At 63.5% G+C, this 20111-nt stretch carries 18 protein-coding genes and 1 tRNA gene; 10 read left to right on the top strand and 9 right to left on the bottom strand.

Going from position 1 to position 20111, the window contains the following annotated elements:
- Positions 1–20: 20 nt before the first annotated feature.
- Positions 21–1421, bottom strand: coding sequence for a zinc-dependent metalloprotease (locus AWC06_RS07215; RefSeq protein WP_085195832.1), 1401 nt, complete (start codon positions 1419–1421; stop codon positions 21–23).
- 79 nt (positions 1422–1500) lie between these two features.
- Between AWC06_RS07215 and AWC06_RS07210 the strand changes: the two genes are divergently transcribed.
- Positions 1501–2523, top strand: a complete 1023-nt coding sequence (locus AWC06_RS07210) for a YlbL family protein (RefSeq protein WP_085195830.1) — start codon at positions 1501–1503, stop codon at positions 2521–2523.
- Between the two features lie 73 nt (positions 2524–2596).
- Positions 2597–5584, top strand: coding sequence for a UPF0182 family protein (locus tag AWC06_RS07205; protein ID WP_085195828.1), 2988 nt, complete (start codon positions 2597–2599; stop codon positions 5582–5584).
- Between the two features lie 8 nt (positions 5585–5592).
- Here the strand turns inward: AWC06_RS07205 and AWC06_RS07200 are convergent, their stop codons facing one another.
- Positions 5593–6606: a GlxA family transcriptional regulator gene (locus AWC06_RS07200; protein ID WP_211281921.1), complete on the bottom strand. Its 1014-nt coding sequence runs from the start codon at positions 6604–6606 to the stop codon at positions 5593–5595.
- A gap of 78 nt (positions 6607–6684) precedes the next feature.
- Here AWC06_RS07200 and AWC06_RS07195 point away from each other — a divergent pair, with 78 nt between their 5' ends.
- The 4 genes from AWC06_RS07195 to AWC06_RS07180 all read left to right on the top strand — a co-directional run bounded on the left by AWC06_RS07195 (position 6685) and on the right by AWC06_RS07180 (position 8821).
- Positions 6685–7395 carry an SDR family oxidoreductase gene (locus AWC06_RS07195; RefSeq protein WP_085195826.1) on the top strand — a complete coding sequence of 237 codons (711 nt, stop codon included), beginning with the start codon at positions 6685–6687 and terminating at the stop codon, positions 7393–7395.
- Positions 7396–7495: 100 nt separating this feature from the next.
- Positions 7496–8146: an HD domain-containing protein gene (locus AWC06_RS07190; RefSeq protein ID WP_139819945.1), complete on the top strand. Its 651-nt coding sequence runs from the start codon at positions 7496–7498 to the stop codon at positions 8144–8146.
- Between the two features lie 11 nt (positions 8147–8157).
- The gene (locus tag AWC06_RS07185) at positions 8158–8688 is read left to right on the top strand and encodes a cupin domain-containing protein (RefSeq protein WP_085195822.1); all 531 of its coding nucleotides are present in this window, start codon (positions 8158–8160) and stop codon (positions 8686–8688) included.
- Positions 8689–8747: 59 nt separating this feature from the next.
- Positions 8748–8821, top strand: a tRNA-Met gene (locus AWC06_RS07180).
- 109 nt (positions 8822–8930) lie between these two features.
- Here AWC06_RS07180 and AWC06_RS07175 read toward each other — a convergent pair.
- Positions 8931–9854: a helix-turn-helix domain-containing protein gene (locus AWC06_RS07175; RefSeq protein ID WP_227371004.1), complete on the bottom strand. Its 924-nt coding sequence runs from the start codon at positions 9852–9854 to the stop codon at positions 8931–8933.
- Between the two features lie 414 nt (positions 9855–10268).
- Between AWC06_RS07175 and AWC06_RS07170 the strand changes: the two genes are divergently transcribed.
- The 4 genes from AWC06_RS07170 (at position 10269) to AWC06_RS07155 (ending at position 14563) form a co-directional block, all read left to right on the top strand.
- The gene (locus AWC06_RS07170; protein ID WP_244899035.1) at positions 10269–11762 is read left to right on the top strand and encodes an FAD-dependent oxidoreductase; all 1494 of its coding nucleotides are present in this window, start codon (positions 10269–10271) and stop codon (positions 11760–11762) included.
- Between the two features lie 61 nt (positions 11763–11823).
- Positions 11824–12972, top strand: coding sequence for an LLM class flavin-dependent oxidoreductase (locus tag AWC06_RS07165; RefSeq protein ID WP_169715311.1), 1149 nt, complete (start codon positions 11824–11826; stop codon positions 12970–12972).
- Positions 12973–13135: 163 nt separating this feature from the next.
- On the top strand, positions 13136–13564 hold the full coding sequence (locus AWC06_RS07160) for a cupin domain-containing protein (RefSeq protein ID WP_227371003.1): 429 nt from the start codon (positions 13136–13138) through the stop codon (positions 13562–13564).
- 99 nt (positions 13565–13663) lie between these two features.
- Positions 13664–14563, top strand: coding sequence for an SAM-dependent methyltransferase (locus AWC06_RS07155; RefSeq protein ID WP_085195815.1), 900 nt, complete (start codon positions 13664–13666; stop codon positions 14561–14563).
- Between the two features lie 19 nt (positions 14564–14582).
- Here the strand turns inward: AWC06_RS07155 and AWC06_RS07150 are convergent, their stop codons facing one another.
- The 6 genes from AWC06_RS07150 to AWC06_RS07125 all read right to left on the bottom strand — a co-directional run bounded on the left by AWC06_RS07150 (position 14583) and on the right by AWC06_RS07125 (position 19858).
- A complete protein-coding gene (locus AWC06_RS07150; protein WP_085195813.1) occupies positions 14583–15287 on the bottom strand; it encodes a nitroreductase family protein in 705 nt (234 codons plus the stop codon).
- 159 nt (positions 15288–15446) lie between these two features.
- Entirely contained in the window at positions 15447–16148 is a 702-nt protein-coding gene (locus AWC06_RS07145; protein ID WP_085195811.1) for an alpha/beta fold hydrolase, read from the bottom strand.
- Between the two features lie 78 nt (positions 16149–16226).
- On the bottom strand, positions 16227–17009 hold the full coding sequence (locus AWC06_RS07140; RefSeq protein WP_085195809.1) for an alpha/beta fold hydrolase: 783 nt from the start codon (positions 17007–17009) through the stop codon (positions 16227–16229).
- Positions 17006–17161, bottom strand: coding sequence for a PPE domain-containing protein (locus tag AWC06_RS23580; protein ID WP_425320173.1), 156 nt, complete (start codon positions 17159–17161; stop codon positions 17006–17008). Before AWC06_RS23580 ends, AWC06_RS07140 begins: the two co-directional genes overlap by 4 nt.
- Positions 17162–17649: 488 nt before the next feature.
- Positions 17650–19248: a UbiD family decarboxylase gene (locus AWC06_RS07130; RefSeq protein WP_085195805.1), complete on the bottom strand. Its 1599-nt coding sequence runs from the start codon at positions 19246–19248 to the stop codon at positions 17650–17652.
- A 10-nt stretch (positions 19249–19258) separates the two neighbouring features.
- The gene (locus tag AWC06_RS07125) at positions 19259–19858 is read right to left on the bottom strand and encodes a UbiX family flavin prenyltransferase (RefSeq protein ID WP_085195803.1); all 600 of its coding nucleotides are present in this window, start codon (positions 19856–19858) and stop codon (positions 19259–19261) included.
- Positions 19859–20111 lie beyond the last annotated feature (253 nt).

Below are 20111 nucleotides of genomic sequence, written 5' to 3'. Positions count from 1 at the left end.
GGCCGGGCCGGATCGCCAGCTCAGTTATCCACAGAACCATCTGGGCCGTCGCGGTCCGGACCATTGTCGGCGCGCCGCTCGAACTCGGCTATCGCCTCGTCGATACCGCTGGTGTCGCCGCCGATGACCCGGTCGATGAACCCGGCCGGTTCGTCGAGATCGTCGGACGAGGGCAGCAGATCCGGGTGCTGCCACACCGCATCGCGGGCGTCCACCCCGGCTGCCTCGGTCACCCGCTCCCAGAGCGCGGCGGCCTCGCGCAGCTTGCGGGGCCGTAGCTCGAGCCCGACCAGGGTGGCGAAGGTCTGCTCGGCGGGCCCACCGGTGGCCCGGCGGCGCCGCAGCGTCTCGGCGAGCGCGGCGGCACCCGGGATGCGATCGCCCAGAGCCGCAGTGACCACCGTCTGCACCCAGCCCTCGATCAACGCCAGCAGGGTCTCCAGCCGTTCAAGTGCCTGGGTCTGTTCGGGCGTCGCTTTGGGCTCGAACACACCCTGGGTCAGCAGCTGCTCGACGGCCGCCGGATCGTTCAACGAGGTCGGGTTGAAATCGCGCGCCAACTCTTCGATCCCGGTCATGTCGATCTTCATGCCCTTGGCGTAGGCCTCGACGGCGCCGAGCAGTTGGCTGGACAGCCACGGCACGTGGCTGAACAGGCGATGATGCGCGGCCTCGCGAGCCGCCAAGAAGGTCACGATCTCGCTGCGGGATCGCTCGAGCCCGGCGGCGAAGGAATCGATGGCGTCCGGCAGCAGTGCGGCTATGCCCTTGGGCCCCAAGGGTAAACCGATGTCGGTCGATGTCAGCACCTCGCGGGACAACCGGCCCAGAGCCTGGCCGAGCTGCGAGCCGAATGCCATGCCGCCCATCCGCGACATCATCGACAGCAGCGGACCGGCCATGTTCTTGGCCTCTTCGGGCAACGCCGACGCCCACACGGTTGCGATCTGCTGGGCCATCGGATCACACAGCCGCTTCCAGGTCTCCAAGGTGTTGTCCACCCAGTCCTGGGGTGTCCACGCGACGGCCTTGATGGTGCCGGCCGGCAGGGAGGTCACCCCGTCGAGCCAGGTATCGGCGAGGTGTACCGCATCGTTGATCGCCGAGTTCGTGGCCGCCGGGATCGGCGCGACGAACCCGATCGAGCTGGACGCCAGCTGGCGGGCCAGCTCATAGTTCACCGGGCCCGACGACTGGCCGCCGGCCATCGCAGAGCCGGCGCCACTGAACATCTGCCCGAGACGGGTGAAGATCTGGCCCAGGTCGGCCATGTCGAACTCACCGCCGAGGCCGCCGAGACCGAACGGGTCGGCTGAGCCCGAACCGGAATTGGGGTCGTTTTCGCCGCGCTTGTCGCGGTCGGGGTCGTCTCCCGCGGAGAACCCGAAGGGCAGGTCAGCCATGCCCACAACGGTACTCATCGGCGGTGAACGACGTGCGATCCGCGGTCACGCTCTGAGTGAACCGGGCCGCCATTCGGGTCCGTCTAAGGTAAGCGGAGTGAACAGGCGGATCTTGACGCTGATTGTGGCGCTGGTGCCGATCGTCGTCTTCGGTGTGTTGCTTGCGCTGGTGACCGTGCCGTATGTGTCACTCGGCCCGGGTCCGACCTTCGACACGCTCGGCGAGGTCGACGGCAAACAAGTGGTGGATATCCAGGGCACCCAGACGCACCCGACGTCGGGTCACCTGAACATGACGACGGTGTCCCAGCGCGACGATCTCAGCCTGGCTGAAGCGCTGACGCTCTGGCTCTCCGGGCAGGAACAGCTGATGCCGCGCGCCCTGGTCTATCCGCCGGGCAAGTCGCGGGAGGAGATCGACAAGGCCAACAACGCCGATTTCCAGCAGTCCGAGCACAACGCCGAGTACGCGGCGCTGGGGTATCTGAAATACCCGCAGGCCGTCACCGTCGCGAAGGTCAGCGACCCCGGTCCGTCATTGGGCAAGCTGCAGGCGGGTGACGCGGTGGACGCGGTCGACGGTAAGCCGGTGAAGGATGTGGATCAGTTCACGTCCCTGCTGAAGCACACCAAACCCGGCCAGTCGGTGGCGACCGACTTTCGGCGGAAAAACGCGCCGCCGGGGAGCGCGCGGATCACCCTGGGCACCAACCCGGATCGCAAGTACGGCTTTCTGGGTGTGTCCGTGATGGACGCCCCGTGGGCGCCGTTCGTCGTCGATTTCAACCTCGCCAACATCGGCGGGCCCTCCGCGGGATTGATGTTCAGCCTGGCTGTCGTCGACAAGCTCACTACCGGCAATCTCGTCGGCTCCAAGTTCGTCGCAGGGACGGGCACGATCAAGGCGGACGGCACGGTGGGCCCCATCGGCGGCATCGTGCACAAGATGGCCGCCGCCCGCAGCGCCGGGGCGACAGTGTTTCTGGTGCCGGCGAAAAACTGCTATGAGGCCAGCTCCGACAAACTGCCCGGACTGCAATTGGTGAAGGTCGATGACCTCCGTCAGGCGGTGGACGCGCTGCATACGGTGACGGCCGGCGGCGAGCCGCCCAGCTGTTAACTCCTGCGTACAGTTGTGACACGAGCACAAAACGCCGACGGGCACCGTCAACTTTGACCAGGGAGCGTAGCTAGTGGGGATGCGGCCCACCGCCAGAATGCCGAAGCTGACTCGGCGCAGCCGGATTCTGATCGCGATCGCTTTGGGAGTGATCGTGCTGCTGCTCGTCGGCCCGCGGCTGATCGACGGCTACGTCGACTGGCTGTGGTTCGGTGAACTGGGCTACCGATCGGTGTTCGCCACCGTGCTGCTGACCCGCTTTCTGGTCTTCCTCGTCGTGGGGCTGCTGTTCGGCGGCATCGTGTTCGCCGGGCTGGCGCTGGCCTACCGCACACGGCCGGTGTTCGTCCCGAGCAACGGCAACGATCCGGTGGCGCGGTATCGCACGGTGGTGATGTCGAGGCTGCGGGAGTTCGGTATCGGGATTCCGGCGGCGGTAGGCCTACTGGCCGGGATCATCGCCCAGACCTACTGGGTGCGGATTCAGTTGTTCCTTCACGGTGGTGATTTCGGCATTGCCGATCCGCAATTCGGCAAGGATCTTGGCTTCTACGCCTTCGAGCTGCCGTTCTACCGTCTGGTGCTCAGCTATTTGTTTGTGGCGCTGTTTCTGGCGTTCGTGGCAAACCTGTTGGCGCACTACATCTTCGGGGGCATCCGCCTGTCCGGGCGCACCGGCGCGTTGAGCCGTTCGGCGCGCATCCAGTTGATCAGCCTGATCGGCGCACTGGTGCTGCTCAAAGCGGTCGCGTACTGGCTGGACCGCTACGAGCTGCTGTCCCACACCCGCGCCGGAAAGCCGTTCACCGGTGCCGGGTACACCGACATCAATGCGGTGCTGCCGGCGAAGCTGATCCTGTTGGCCATCGCGGTGATCTGCGCGGCCGCTGTGTTCTCGGCGATCGCGATGCGGGACTTACGGATTCCGGCCATCGGTTTGGTGCTGCTGTTGCTGTCGTCGTTGATAGTCGGCGCCGCCTGGCCGCTGATCGTCGAGCAGATCAGCGTCAGACCCAATGCCGCACAGAAGGAAAGCGAGTACATCAAGCGGAGCATCACCGCGACCCGACAAGCCTACGGCCTGACCGATGACGTGGTGAGCTACCGGAACTACAGCGGTGACAGCCAGGCCACCGCCGCACAGGTCGCCGCCGACCGTGCCACCACGTCGAACATCCGGTTACTGGACCCCACGATCGTCAGCCCGGCGTTCACGCAGTTCCAGCAGGGCAAGAACTTCTACTACTTTCCCGACCAGTTGTCCATCGACCGTTACCTCGACCGCGACGGCAACCTGCGCGACTACGTCGTCGCCGCCCGTGAACTCAACCCGGACCGGCTGATCGACAACCAGCGAGACTGGATCAACCGGCACACCGTCTACACCCACGGCAACGGGTTCATCGCGTCGCCGGCCAACACCGTGCGCGGTATCGCGAACGACCCCAACCAGAATGGCGGGTATCCCGAGTTTCTGGTCAACGTCGTTGGCGCCAACGGCAGCGTGCTCTCCGACGGGCCCGCCCGGCTGGAGCAGCCGCGAATCTATTTCGGGCCGGTGATCTCCAACACGCCGGCCGACTATGCGATCGTCGGAAAGAACGGCGCCGACCGGGAATACGACTACGAGACCAACACCGAGACCAAGAACTACACCTACACCGGAAGTGGTGGAGTCCCTATCGGCAGCTGGGTGTCGCGTAGCGTCTTCGCGGCCAAGTTCGCCGAGCGAAACTTCTTGTTCTCCAACGTGATCGGCTCCAACAGCAAAATCTTGTTCAACCGCGACCCGGCCAAGCGGGTGGAAGCGGTGGCGCCCTGGCTGACCGCCGACAGCAGCGTGTACCCCGCGATCGTCAACAAGCGGTTGGTGTGGATCATCGACGGCTACACCACGCTTGACAACTACCCGTACTCCGAGCTCACCTCGCTGTCATCGGCCACCGCCGACTCCACCGAGGTGGCGTTCAACCGGCTGGCCCCCGACAAGCGGGTGTCCTACATCCGGAACTCGGTGAAGGCCACCGTCGATGCCTACGACGGGACCGTCACGCTGTATCAGCAAGACGATCGAGACCCTGTGCTCAAAGCGTGGATGAGAGTTTTCCCGGGCACGGTCAAGCCGAAAGGCGAGATCACGCCCGAACTCGCCAAGCATCTGCGCTATCCGGAGGACCTGTTCAAGGTGCAGCGGATGCTGCTGGCCAAATATCACGTCAACGACCCGGTGACCTTCTTCTCCACATCGGACTTCTGGGACGTGCCGCTGGATCCGAACCCGACGGCCAGCAGCTATCAGCCGCCGTACTACATCGTCGCGAAAGACATTGCCAAGGGCGATAGTTCGGCAGCGTTCCAACTGACCAGTGCGATGAACAGGTTCAAGCGTGACTACCTGGCCGCCTACATCAGTGCCAGCTCCGATCCGGCGAACTACGGGAAGATCACGGTGCTGACCATCCCGGGCCAAGTCAACGGGCCCAAATTGGCCAACAACGCGATCACCACCGACACCGCGGTGTCGCAGGATCTCGGCGTGATCGGCCGCGACAACCAGAACCGGATCAAGTGGGGCAATCTGCTCACGCTGCCGGTGGCCCAGGGCGGATTGCTTTACGTCGAACCGGTTTACGCCTCCCCGGGTGCCAGCGATGCGGCGTCGTCGTATCCACGGCTGATCCGGGTGGCGATGATGTACAACGACAAGATCGGGTACGGCCCCACCGTGAGCGACGCCCTCACCGGATTGTTCGGGCCGGGTGCCGGCGCGACGGCGGCCGGGATCGCGCCCACCGACTCCGGCGCGCCCGCCAACCCGCCGCGGGGAACTCCGCCGCCGGCTGCTGATTCGCTGCCCCCTGCCGGGCCACCGGCCGCGGCGGTCCCGCCGTCTCCGAACGGGGCGACGTCGTTGTCCCCGGCCAAAGCGGCTGCGCTGAAGGACATTCAGTCGGCGATCGGCGCGGTGCGCGACGCACAGAAGAAAGGCGATTTCGCAGGCTACGGGGCGGCGTTGCAGCGCCTGGACGACGCAATCACCAAGTTCAACAACACCAAGTAGCGCAGCCCTCAGCCTCGAGCTGCCGTGCGGAACCTGTCCCGGTACGCCTTTGGTGACACGCCGAGGCGGGTGATGAATACTCGCCGAAGGGTTTCCGTGCTGCCGAAGCCCGCCAGGTGGGCGGTGTCGCTGATACTGCGGCCGGCGTCCAGTGCGGCGCGGGCAGCGTCGATGCGGACCATCTCGACATAGCGGGCCGGGGTGGTGCCCAGTTCGGACTCAAAGAGTCTCGTCAGTTGTCGTGTGCTCAACGAGGCCCGCGCGGCAAGGGTTTTCACGCTGTGGTCAGCAGCCGGATCGGCCGCGACGGCGTCGGTGGCCGGGCGCAGCGCCGACTGCGGTGGCGGATCGGCCTCGACCAGCGCCGAGAATTGCGATTGCCCGCCCGCGCGTTTGAGATAGACGACCAACCACCGGGCCACGTCGCGGACCAGCTCCTGGCCATAGTCCATTTCGACTAACGCCAGCGCGAGGTCGATGCCCGACGAGATTCCGGCGGAGGTGAAGATATCGCCGTCGCGGACGAATATCGCGTCCGGCTCGACGGTGACATCCGGGAAGGCGCGCGCCAGCCGTCGCGCATCGTGCCAGTGCGTGGTGGCCCGCCTGCCCCTGAGCAGGCCGGCCTGGGCAAGGATGAACGACCCTGTGCAAATCGACGCCAGGCGCCGAGTCCGGCCGGCCACCGACCTGACGGCCTCGACGAGCGCGGGATCGATGGCCCGCCCGGGCAGGTTGTCACTGCCGGCCACCATCACGATGTCGGGGGCATCGATTGAGGAAATGCTGCCGGTGACACCCAATCGGGTCCCGGCCGAGGTTGTCACGTCGCGCCCATCCACCGACGCGAACTCGAGCCGATAGTTCGCGCCGAACCGGTTGGCTTCGACGAAGACCTCGGCCGCCCCGGCGACATCTAACAGCGTCACGTCGTCGAAGACGACGATGACCACCAGCCTCGAACGCGCGTCGGTCCCAGCCACACCGCCATTGTGTCGCTTTTTGTGGGAAAGAGGGCGCATCAGCCATGGCCGCTTTTTCGTTCACCAAGCCGAGACTGGTCACAAACCATCCGACTCGGTCATCGGAAGGAGTGCGTCATGCCGTCACGACGGGTCCTGATCACGGGAGCGTCGAAGGGTATCGGCCGGGCGGTGGCCGACCGGCTGGCCGATGGCGGCCACTGCCCGATCGGTCTTGCCCGAACGACGCCCGCAGATTTTCCCGGCGAGTTCTACGAGGTCGACCTCGCCGACCGGGCGGCCACCGAGGCGACGCTGGACAAAATCGTTTCCAAGGCCGCGGTCGACGCGGTGGTCAACAACGTCGGTTTCGCGCAGTTCGGCAGGATCGGGTCGATCGACCTGGATCACCTGTTCGACACCTACGACCTGAATGTGCGCACCGCCGTGCAGGTTGTGCAGGCCGCATTGCCCGGCATGCTCGCCGCAGGATGGGGCCGCATCGTCAATGTCACGAGCCTCACCACGCTCGGCACTCCGGAGCGCACCCCGTACGCCGCGGCCAAAGCAGCCCTGGAAACCTGCACCCGCATCTGGGCCGGCGAGCTGGCCTCAACCGGCATCACCGTGAATGCGGTGGCGCCCGGGCCCACCGAAACCGAGATGTATCGCCAACGCAGTCCGGTGGGCTCGGAACGCGAAGCCCGCTTCCTGCAAAGCATTCCGCTGCATCGGCTGGGCACTCCGCGAGAGATCGCCCACGCCGTGTGTTTCCTGCTCGACGACGACGCCGGATACATCACCGGTCAAATCCTTCGCGTCGACGGGGGTGGAAGCCTCGCCGCATGACGCATCATGTCGCATTTTGTGGGCGGGACGACTCAATCGCCACAGTCAAATAGTCCAGAATCCGGGCAGACTGGCTCCAACCCAGCGTAGGAGGTTGATCGTGGCCGCCAAATCGATTGAAACCATCGCCGACGTCGTCATACCTGACACCGCGCTCGTCCGCGACATCACCGACTTCATTCGCGACGCCGAAAACGACTTGCTCTTTGACCATTCCCGGCGGGTGTTCCTGTTCGGCGCGCTGCAGGGCCGCCGCCGCGGGCTACAGCCCGACCTGGAGCTGCTCTACGCCGGGGCAATGTTCCACGACCTGGGCCTGACGCCGCGCTACCGCACCTCCATGCTGCGTTTCGAGGTCGACGGCGCCAACGCGGCACGAGAGTTCCTGCTGCAACGTGGCGTTGACGAAGCCGACGTCCGAAAGGTATGGCTGAGCATCGCGTTGCACACCACCCCCGGGGTCCCGGAATTCCTCGAACCCGAAATCGCGCTCGTCAGCGCCGGTGTCGAAACCGATGTGGTCGGCATCGGCCGCGACGACCTCTCACCCGAGGCCATCGCCGCGGTGACCGCCGCGCATCCGCGACCGGATTTCAAGAATCGCATCTTGGCCGCGTTCAACGACGGCATGAAGCACCGCCCGCACAGCACCTTCGGCACGATGAACGCCGACGTGCTGCAGCACTTCGACCCGACATTCATCCGCGACGACATGGTGGACTTCGTCCTCAACAGCACCTGGCCCGAGTAGGAGGCAGTCAGATGACCAGCACGACTCAAACCGAGGTCACGGTGGTAGAACCCGGGCAAGGGGAGAAGGTGTCCCTCCCCACCTTCGGCGCCGTGTACAAGCTGACCAGTGCGGACGTGGCGCTCGTCGAGCATCCGTTCGAGGTTGGCTCGATCACTGCGGCGCATCGCCACTCCCGCGAGGACGAGCGCTCGATCGTGATCGCCGGCAAGATCGGCTTCCGCTCCGACGACACCGAGGTGGTGCTCGAGGCCGGCGGCTACATCACCAAGCCACGGGGGCAGATGCACGCGATGTGGAACGCCGGCACCGAGCCCGGCCGCATCATCGAGGTCATCACACCTGGTGCGTTCGCCGGTTACTTCCGGGAACTGGGCAACCTGCTCGCGCACGCGGGTCATCCGGCCGATTACGGCGTTCGGACTCTGCACGAGCTGCCCGAATTCACCGAACTGGCAGACAAGTACGGGCTGACGTACGGCTACCCGGACTGGATGGATGACATCATCGAGCGATACGGGCTGAACCCGCCCACGCACTGACCAAGCCCGCCCGCGATTTGGCGGCCTCGGCGGCGTTGGGTAACCTGGTATTCACCCGTCGCGGGGTGGAGCAGCTCGGTAGCTCGCTGGGCTCATAACCCAGAGGTCGCAGGTTCGAATCCTGTCCCCGCTACTAAATCGAAACGGCCCCCGGAGATCACTCCGGGGGCCGTTTGCATGCTTGATGGCACGCGTTTGGACACATTAGGCCTCATCGGCCGACGGGTTAAGCCGCTCACCTGTCAACCGAGTAGCTGTCGGCGGTACTCAGTCGGCGTGATGGCGAGTTTTCGTCGGGTCACGGTAGCCAGGTGTTGAGAACTGGCGAACCCACATTGGTAGGCGATTTCACTAATACTCAGAGACCTCTCGCCCAACAATTCAAGCGCTCGTGCGAAGCGGCGGTTCATCAACCAGCGGTGAGGGGGCTCGCCCGTGCCCTCGCGAAAAAGAGCTGCCAGACGGGCCGTTGACAATCCCACCACGTTAGCCACCTCGGTCAAACCGACGTCGTCCGATAGGTGTGCTTCGAGGTACTCGATCGCGCGCCGCAGCCGCCAATCCCGATAGCCTGGGCCCCTGTTCTCGGCGAACACTGCGGAGCCCGACACAGTTGAATGCCGCCGTATCAGGCGGACAGCGAGTTGTTGGCCGAGCGACTCGAACATCATCCGAGAACATCCGTCACCCATTGTCATCTCGCGAAGGATCTGCCGACAGATCACCTCGACGGACGGGTCACGTGAACACATCGGATCGACAAGAACAACTTTCCGACCTCTCTCGATCGCACCGCTCTGCATGGCGAGGCGCTCAACCATGGTGTGCGGCATATATACGTGCAAGTAGGTGAAGGGATGCTCTGAATTGAACACCCCTCGCGGTTGCTCTCCCGCGGCCACGATGTTCATGTGAAAGGCCGCATGCATACGGCTCCACTTCTGTCGCCCATTGGCGAAGTAGGTGTGGTGGTGGCGCCCACTCACGGACATCGAGATCACGTCCATGTTCTCGTTTGCGCGCCCGGTCAATTCGTATGACGACTTGTGTTGGAACCGCCAGATGGCCGCCGACATCGTTTCATCAGGAGTTGTGATGCGCTGGTCTGGTGTGAAACCCAGTCGGCGCGCGACATTGTCGGGCGTCGCGTTTACCGCTGCGCTCACCGTGATTCCATCCGTCTGTTCAGCAATGACGACGATATCTTGGTGCGGCAGTGAGTGAGCAAGCTGACGTCACACAAGCAGGATGGACCCACTATTAAGTCCTGAAGTCACAAATTCATTGTCCACGCCGCGACGTCTCGGACACTGGTTTAGACGGGACATCTTTCCCTCAACTCGCGACATCATGCGGGTAGGCACGCTCAGCGAGATCCGATGCAGGTCTCGTGCACAGGATTTGCGATAGAGACACGACTGTCTCAGCCAATCACGGTAGACACGGCTTAGTCACCTCCTGCACCGGATACAGCCGCAAAGTCTGTGGGCGTGGCAGATCACCTGGCAACAGATGGAGGGACGGCCCTCGTCCGCCGCGCCGCTGGATGCGGCGAACCGAATATCCATGAAAGGTACTAGATGTCGATTGCACCGCCCACCGACGCAGGCCCGCAATGGCGAGGAGACGACGTGCCCAAACTTGGCGAGGCCGCAGTAGTTCTCGGGGCGAGCATTGGTGGGTTGCTGGCCGCCCGGGTGCTTGCGGACTTCTACAGCACGGTCACGGTGGTCGAACGCGATTTCCTCCCGGATGGCCCGGTGACGCGTCGCGGTGTGGCGCAAGGCGACCTGCCCCACCTTCCGGCAGCGCGTGGGGTGCAGATCATGGGTGAGCTGTTTCCCGGGTTCGTCGATGAGCTGATCGCCGGCGGCGCGCGGGTGTGGAACGACGGTGACCTGTCACGGTTTTGGGTTTCGTTTGGTGGGCACCGGTTTTTGCGATCTGGCGCGATCCCGGACCCTGATTCGATAGTCAGCTATTACGTCAGCCGACCGTTTATCGAGTGGATCCTGCGTCGTAGGCTGCTTGCCATTTCCAAGGTGGAGATCGTGCAGGGTCACGACGCGGTGAGATTGACATCGGATCCGAAAGGCGACCGCGTGACCGGTGTTGTCGTGGCGCGGCGCGACTCTGGCGCCGAAACCACTTTGGCCGCAGACCTTGTCGTGGACGCCACCGGGCGCGGCTCACGAGCACCGGTGTTTCTTGACGACCTGGGCTATCCTCGCCCGCGCGAAGACCAACTCACGGTGCACGTCAGCTACGCCGGCCTGCCGGTCCACCTACCGTCGGGCACGTTGCGCGAGTACCTCGCCTTCAGCGGCCCCGAGCCCACCCGTCCCGTTTGCTTCGCGATGTTTGCCGGCGAGAACGACACCTACAGGCTCGCAGTCCAAACGGTTGCAGGACAAAAACCACCCGTCGATCGCATAGCGCTGCTGGACTGCCTGGCCGACATGGCGCCCCCGCACGTGCTGGATGCCGCGCGCCGTGCCGAGCCGCTCGCAGACATGACGCACTATCGGTTTCCATCAAACCGGTGGCGCCGTTATGACCAATTGGCGCGAACCCCTGGCGGTTTTATCGTCATGGGCGACGCGCTATGTAACTTCAATCCACTCTACGGGCAGGGCATGTCGGTGGCCGCCATCGAAACGCTCATCCTCCGCCACTGCCTGCGGCAGGGTGACCGCAACCTACCGCAGCGGTTTTTTCGCGCGTCCGCCAAAGATATTCGTGTGGCCTGGCAGGCGGCCGTGAGTTCAGACCTGGCTTTGCCGCAGATAGCGGGAAAGCGGCCGCTGTCTATACGGATCACCAACGCTTACCTGGACCGGGTGCTGGCGGCCGCCGAAACCGATCCAGCAGTCGTCCAGCAATTCCTGCGATCGATGAACCTGGTTGACCCGCCCTCCCACTTGCTGCGCCCATCGACAATGCTTCGTGTACTCACGAAGTCACGAAAGCAGGCGGTAGACAACAAGACAACGCGAAGCGCGGAGAAGCGGGACGTGGCTGCGACCGACAGTCTGTGCGATGCCAGTCTCGAAGAGAGGTTACCGGATACGTGATGTTTGAAGCCGTGAACACTGGCCTTCGCCGCAGCAACAATCCGCACCTGAGTGAATGCGCTTGACCATGTTTAAGGTCGGTCTGATAGAACAACCGCTACATACTCGTTACTCACCGACGGCGTTGGTGAGCGCGAGTTATCTCAGCGCGGTTGGGAACCGGGTGGACTCGTTTTGGATGCCCGACCATCTCAACTCTTTGTTTCCGCGATCGGTGATGACATCACAGTACCTCGGGACTGCGCGGCTGGTCCCCGAAATCGACGCGCATTACGACGCGTGGACGATCCTGGGCTATCTGGCCGCCCGCAATAAATTGGGACGGCGCCGGCTTGGGATCGGGGTAACCGATGCCGGCCGTCGCAATCCTGCCGTCACCGCCCAGGCGGCGGCCACGCTAAACCTGCTCACCCGGGGCCGAGCCATCCTCGGCATCGGGACAGGCAACCGGGAAAGCAACGAACCCTACGGTGTGGATTGGTCAAAGCCGGTGGCACGTTTCGAAGAAGCCATTGCCACCATTCGCGCGCTGTGGAACTCCGGCGGCGAACTCGTCACCCGTGATTCACCATTCTTCCCGCTGCACAACGCCGCGTTCGACCTACCGCCGTACCGGGGCAAGTGGCCGGACATCTGGATCGCTTCCCACCGGCCACGCATGCTGCGTGCCACCGGTCGCTATGCCGACGGGTGGCTTCCCGCCACGATGACGATGCGGCCTAAGGACTACGCCGCCGGCCTGGAAAAAGTCCGCGCCGCGGCTTCGGACGCCGGCCGTGACCCCATGTCCATCACTGCCGCGGGCTTTTTTATGGTTATGACTGGTCCCAGCCGTGAGCAGGTCGACGAAGCGTTGGCCTCCCAACCCATGAAAGCGTTCGCACTCTGCGCGCACGCCGAGTTATGGGCCCGCCACGGCGCGAGTCATCCGCTCGGCGTCGACTTCACCGGCGCACAAGACATCATCCCGCAGGCGCTCGACAAACAGACCGTTTTATCCTTGACGGCTGATGTGCCGCCTTCACTACTCAAAGAGTGCCTCCTCACCGGCACGCCGGGTGACGTCATCGAGCAGCTCGCCGAATGGCGCGACCACGGTCTGCAATATTCCATAGTCGGCAACCTCAGCAGCTTGCAGCCCAGCCTGCGCCGTGGGCTGGCCGCAAATCTTCCATTCACCAAAATCCTTCGCAGACTACGCAAATTGTGAACCAGACCGCCTATGGGCGTGACTTCGTCGATGACGAAGTGCAACAGCGCAACAGGAAAGGAATTAAATGAGTTCCCCTAAGGATACAGCGGCTATCCTCGACCGGCTCGCAGGCGCAACCCGAGGACCGAGGCTGGAAGTTTTCGGGCCGATCATCGAGTTCGTGACGCCGGAAGACGACGAGCAGATTTGCGTCATGCGCGCGGTCGTGCCGCCCGGAGTTACGGTGCCGCTGCACAGCCACGACGACTTTGAGGATTTCTTAATCCTCGCGGGTGGCCACCAGGTTCTTGTCGATTGCGAGAGCGGGCTGGAATGGCGTGACGCCCACCCCGGAGATTACATCCGGGTGCCCGGTAATGTCCCGCACGCTCATCGCAATATCGCCAACGAACCCGCTGTCGACCTGGTCATAACAACGGCAGCCATGGGCCGGTTCTTTCGGGAAGTCGGTCGCCCAATTGGCTCCCCACCGCCGACTGCTCGGGAAGTGGCGCGCTTCGCCCAGACTGCAAGCCGTTTCGGCTACCGACTCGCAACGCCAGAGGAAAATGCAGCCGTCGGCATAACGTTACCGGCGTTCACAGCGTGACAGGCCAGGCTAGTCGAACGCGTGCTAGCGGCCGCCGAAACCGATCCAGCAAGTGATTTCATGCCGAACGCCATTGGTGTGCGGAACAGGAGGAAACGAATGAAACGGAGTGACAACGACACATGGAATCTGGCCACGAGTGTGGGTGCGACGGCAACTCTGGTGGCGGCTGCCAGGGCAGCGGCCAGCAGGCAGGCGAATCCGATCATCAATGACCCTTTCGCCGGACCCCTCGTTCGCGCTGCAGGTGTCGAGCTGTTCGCCCGCGTGGCCAGCGGCGAGCTAGAGTTCGCCGATGTTGAAACCGGTTGGGTGGTAGATTTTTTCGCCGCGCGCACACGATTCTTCGACGATTTCTTCCCCAGCGCGTTTTCCGCCGGCATCCGGCAGGCGGTGATCGTAGGATCCGGACTGGACTCCCGTGCCTATCGCCTGGAATGGCCAGCGGGCAGCATCGTTTTCGAGATCGACCAACCCGAGGTGATCGAGTTCAAGGACTCGATACTGACCGGGCTGGGCGCCATAGCAGCTACCCAATTGTGCACAGTGGGCATCGACCTGCGCGAAGACTGGCCAAAGGCACTGCGACAAGCGGGTTTTGATCCCGAGCAACCGACCGCCTGGCTGGCCGAGGGACTGATGATCGGATATCTCCCTTGCGATGCTCAGAATCGCATGCTTGACCAGCTCACCGCGCTCAGTGCACCAGGCAGCCGATTGACGGCGGACCACGTGCCGGATAGCTCCATATCCGTCGGCTCAAATGTGCAAGAGGTTGCAGAGAGCTGGAAGCGGCATGGCTTCGACGTCGCCTTCGGTGACCTTACCTACCCCCACGAGTGCGACGACGTCGAAAAGTACCTACAAGCACACGGCTGGTACACCAGAGCGGACGGCTTAGCGGATTTGCTCAACGCTGCTGGGGTGTCCGGGGACGCCGGGGACACCGTCTTGAGCAGGGTTGAGACGATCCATTATCTCACCGCCACCACAAACTAACCGGCTGCTTCGCAGGCATTCATCGCACGGCGGTCGGGCCGGACGTCATCTCGCCGTCAGGCGGCCACAGCGGCTCCGGTACCTCTACACCGAATGGTGAATCCCAGTGGTTGCGGGATGAAACCTCTTGCACCGGACGCCGATTGGCTGCCACACCCCATTTGCCCCGTGGGTAGCCCAGGGTCAGCATGGCCGACATCTCCCAGCCCTCCTCAACGGGGACGCCCAGTAGCTCGTTCACCCTGTCCTCGAAATTGCGCAGCACCAGCGTCATCACGCCGCCAACGCCCTCGGCACGTGCGGCCAGCAAGATACTCCAGATCGCCGGATAGATGTTGGCGCCACCCAGGTCATCGATGGCGAAGACGAACAGCAACAGCGGGACTTCTTCGAAATGGTCGGCCAGGTAATTGCCTGAGCCTTTGATTCGGCGCATCGTTTCGGCGTGAGCGGCCGGGTCCACACCCGGCGCCGGCGCTACCATCGGTCCGGTCCCCGTGCTGAATTTCTCGTATTCGAGGGCGCGGGCCTGCCGGAATAGCTGGGCGAACTCATGTTTAAGTGCTGGATCATCGACCGCCAAAAAGTGCCAGCGTTGGGTGTTACCCCCGTTGGGGGCGCGAATGGCCGCATCGAGGATGCGGGCCTGCGTGTCCAGCGGAATCGGATCCGGGTGCAACCGCCGCATCATCCTGGTCGTGTAGAGCGCTTCATAGATGTCCATTTGTCTGCTCCTCACTGGATTGGCCCAGTTTGCGCCGCGACATAGTCATTCCACTAGCGGGTTGCGGCGTTTTCCCAAGAAAATTGGCATGTGCCGCGGCGTTGAGCAGACCGCCGGGTCACATGACCGAATCGACATAGGCGCAGGATCCTGCGCCGGTCAAGCGGCAAGGATTGCCTTCGCCACCTCGTCGGGATGGGTCAGCATGCTGTTGTGCGTCCCAGGAACCACGATTGGCTGAACTCCGATCCGGGCGGCGGATTCGGCCGCCGGCCGCGGCATCGCCAAGTCGTCGTCGGCGGTGATGTAGACCATCGGGATACCGAGATCGAGCGGGTGGAAGTCGAGGGCGCCAAGGAAGTAACCGCCGGGCTGAAGCGTCAACAGGTCGGCCACTAACCGCTGCAGGTCAGGAGAGACGCCTTGCATCAATTCCTGCTTGAGGTATTCCAGGGTTGCGGGAGTGGCACCAACCGGGGATTCCTTTATCCGCCGCAGCCCTGATACGCGCTTGTCGCGGGGATTCTCGTCCATCAGGGACCTGCCGGGAAGCGGCACGTGCCCGTTGTAGTAGACGAGTTTCTCGACTCGGCCGGCAAGCGACTGAGCGGCGCCCGTTGCGGGGAAGCCTCCCCAGCTGTGCGCAACCAGCGTCACCTTGCCGGATTCCAGCCGCCGCACCTCGTGGGCGATGTAATCGATCGCATCCTGAAGCTGGTATCCCGAAGGATCGTCGCCGTCATTCATGCCGGGCAGCGTCAAGGTGATCGCCCGGTGACCCGCCGCGCGAAGCCGCTCGGCGACTGGTCGCCAGGACCACGCTCCGTGCCAGGCGCCCGGGATCAGTACATAAGTCGACATCGTTTCACCGCACCCTTCTGGGCAGTCCCTGCAAGGTTGAAATCATTTGGCCGACACCCGTGACTAGCGGGCGTCACGCTATAGCGCGTTAGAGTCGAATTCGAGCACCGCACGAGCGAACTGTTGTGGGTCGTAGTCGATCGCCTGGTGCCCCTGGCCGTGCAATGCGACGATCGTGGCGCCCGGGATTTGGGCGGCGACGGCCGCGGTGGCCGCGCGCAGGTACGCGGGGCTCTCGGTGCCGAGCAGCAACCGGACCGGCACGGTGATGGCGGCCAGCCGCTCGGTTGCGCAATACGCGCGGACCTCCGCGAACTCACGGACGGCGGTGTGTGCGATCGACCCGGCAATGTGCGAGAACTCGCGGTCTGCAAGGTCTTTGATGGCCGCCTCGGGTAAGTGCAGGGTTTCACGGTAAAAGATGTTCAGGATTTCTTGCGGGTCAGAGATCGTGGTAATCCGTGCCCAGCCCTCCGGCGACATGACGTTGAGGCCCGGCGAGAGTATGGGCGGCTCGTAGAGCATGATCCGGCGGAAAGCTGATGTGATCAGAGCAGCTTCCAAGACTGTCAACGCTCCGTAGGAATGCCCTACGACGTAGACGTCGCCGCCAACGGCCTCGGCAACGGCCGCGACATCCTCGGCTTCTCTGCCCAAGCTGTAGGGTTCAACCTCGGCCGTGCTGAGTCCCCGACCGCGGCGGTCCATCGCATGGACGGTGTAACGCTGCGCCAGCGCCGGCGTCACCGTGCGCCAGCGAGCAAGCGTGCCCGTGCTGCCGTGGACAAGCACCAAGGCCGCTCCGGCACCGACGGATTCATAACCGATCACTGTTCCGTCCGGGGAAATTACGGTCGTCATGCTAACGTCCGTACAAGCACTGCCAAGCGATTTCGGTTAGCTGCGACCAGCTCGGGCGGCACCGTTGCTGCAAACGCGGTCCCGAAAGCAGCTGCAGCCGCGCGGGTTTGAGCTGCGGGCCTCTCAGCTTGTGTACAGTCGCTGTCAGTCACGACTGGGAACGTGCCGCTACTGTCGCCGTCGCGGCCGCCGACGCCGAAACCGTTTGTCGACGACAGTTCGGGCTCACTGACATTCACGAAGTTTGTCCTCCTTGGGTCATCGTAGAGGGCCCCTGAACGAGTCACCGTCGTTCCGGCCGCTGTCTGATGAAAAGCTAGGGACGGGGGCGCCGCCGGTCTACCCGAATCGCGCGGCCGATGGCCGGAAAGCGCGGTCAGACCCCCGCGCGACGTTGACCTTTGAGGGCGCGCTTTCGCCGTCGTATGGTGCTCGGCGTCAGCGGCTTTCACGCCAACTTGAGGAACGGCTGATGACTCTGTCGAACCTCAAGGTCCGAACGAATTGTGTTGGGCCTGAAGGTCTGATAGGACACTTCACCTTGCCGAAGGTTGATGGCGCAGCCGAGGGGTCCGCGTCCTACTTCCTTGGAGGGCGTCGAATGCTCGGCTCATCGGGACCTGGACTTCCCGATGATGATCTACACCTCCGGTAGCCGCTTGCTCAGCTCTTCCATCGTCAGCATTTCTCGCCCCTCGGCGTCGAGATAGGGGATGCCTATCCCGTACTCCTCCCACCGGGCGGCGACGCGGGATTCCAGTTCGGGGTCAACTCTGTCGATCGGCGGAAAGTGGCGGCCGCCCCATTCCGGGCGCTGTCCGAATTCCCAGGTTCGGGTGGCGTCGATAAGTACCCGGGTCCATTCGCCGGCACCGTACTTGGTGGTGTTGTTTTTCTCCGGCGGGGTGGACGGGTCTATCGAAGAGCCCATGGTCGGTCCATAGAACGCGATGTCGCCGAGGCCGGCATTCACGCGGTATGACGTAGCCCATTCCAGCGCGACCGGATCGCGGATATCGATGTCCTCTTCGACGACCGTGACATTCTTGTGCATCCAGACCGCTCCACCGGTACCCCACAGCGCCGCCGCCACCTGTTGGGCATGCCCGCGGTAGGCCTTATGGATCTGCACCACAGTATTTTGGCCGTTGCTCACCTCGGTCATCCACAGGTCGGTGATGCCACCGATCCCTAGACCTTCGAGCACGTTCCAGGTAATTGCCGACCGAGCGAAGTTGACGATGCTGTCTTCGTTGAAGCATCCGGGCCGGATCCCCTCGAGAGTGCCTCGCAGGACGGGGTCGTTGCGGTGGGTGATCCGGGTGACCTGCAGGACCGGCGCCGTTCCGGCGTCACCGTGGTAGCCCGGGTACTCTCCGAACGGGCCCTCCTCTACAAAGGTCGCGGGGTCGGGGTCGATATAGCCCTCGACGACGATCTCAGCGCTCGCCGGAACATGCAACGGCACTGTTTCGCAGGCCACCAGGTCGACGGGGCGGCCGAGAAGAGCCCCCATCATGTCCCATTCACACACGTCCTTGGGGAATGGGCTGCCGGCGCAAAAACCCAACACGTCGTGCCACCCGTAGACGATGGCGACCGGCATCGGCTCTGGCTTGTACCCCTGCATATGGACGCCCCAACCCTGACTGGGCGCCAAAAGCTTGGCGATCTTGTTGCGATCGACGATCATCCCGCGGTAGCAACCGATGTTGTCGCGTCCGGTCACCTTGTCCTCGGTGACCACACCGCAGAACGTGTCGATATAGCGACCGCCGTCTGAGGCATGCCACTTCGGGGCCGGAAACTGAAAGAGGTCGATCTCATCGCCTTCGATGATGTTCTCCTTCACCGGTCCGGTGTCGACCACGCGCGGGGGAATGGGTTTCTTGAAGGCCTCCCGAAGGTGACGCACGATAGCTGCGTCGCTAGTGCCTTCCGGCAGACCAAGCATCAGCTGGACCTGGCGTCGGTTGCCGATTGCCGACGTCAAAAGCTTCCTGCACCGAGTGTTCTCGTGGCCGATGATGTTCTCGAAGAGCAGCGCGGGGCCACCGAGGGAAAGGTTGGCCCGCGTGATCGCACCGATTTCTTCGTCCCAATCGACGGAGGCCGTGATGCGACGCAACTGGCCCGCGGCTTCGAGTGTGGCCAGCCAGCTGCGCTGGTCGGGCCCTGTCTCCTGGTCTGTCGGCTGGGTGATGTTTGTGGTTGCCGGCGGGCTCGTACTGGTAGTCACTTTGCTCTCCTCACAGAATTGCGGCTCGTTCGCCGTTCACGCGGACCGGATGCTGATCGTCCTTCCAGCGCTTGATCAGGGAGTGCTCGATCCCGAGTTGATCGATAATGCGGCCGACCACGTAGTCGTTCACCTCGTCGACCGAAGTGGGCCGCGCGTAATAGGCCACGGTCGGCGGAAAGATCACGGCACCGGCGCGCGCCAGATAATGCATATTCTCCAGGTGGATCTCGCTCAACGGAGCCTCCCGCGCGACAAGAACGAGCCTGCGGCGTTCCTTCAGTGTCACGTCGGAGGCACGGGTGATCAGGTTGTCACTGAAGCCGATCCGGATGGCGCTCAACGTCTTCATGCTGCACGGGCAAACGACCATGCCATCCGTACGGAAGGACCCACTGGAAATGCCTGCGGCGAGATCGCGGGCACTGTAAGCGCGTGAAGCCAATGCCCGGACCTCGTCGACGCTGGTGTCGGTCTCGAGCTTTATCGTCGCCCGTGCCCAGTCGCTGAGAATCAGATGCGTCTCAACCCCCAGCTGCCCAAGAACTTCCAGCAGACGGATGCCCAGAGCGGCCCCGGTCGCTCCGGTCATAGCAACCACCAAGCGCATCGTCTTCGTCCTAATCGTTTAGTAGGGGTTGGTTTCTGGTCGTCATGACCGGGACGATTGCCGTATGAAGGAACGGAGCGTCTGACGGCAGATCACGGTCTTTCGTGCTGGGATGTCGTTGCTCGAGCCCGCCGCGGGGTCGAGCAACGACTGAGTGACCATGATCAACTCCTCTGCTGGCCAACTTCGATCAAGTCTGCTCGGGCGCTGCATAATTCACCTACAGCTATTGAGCCGTTCTGCCCACAAATTG

Source organism: Mycobacterium fragae (genome assembly GCF_002102185.1).
Lineage (GTDB): Bacteria > Actinomycetota > Actinomycetes > Mycobacteriales > Mycobacteriaceae > Mycobacterium > Mycobacterium fragae.
Note: the sequence above shows the minus strand (reverse complement) of the source record. Positions and strands in the feature narration are given on the sequence as shown.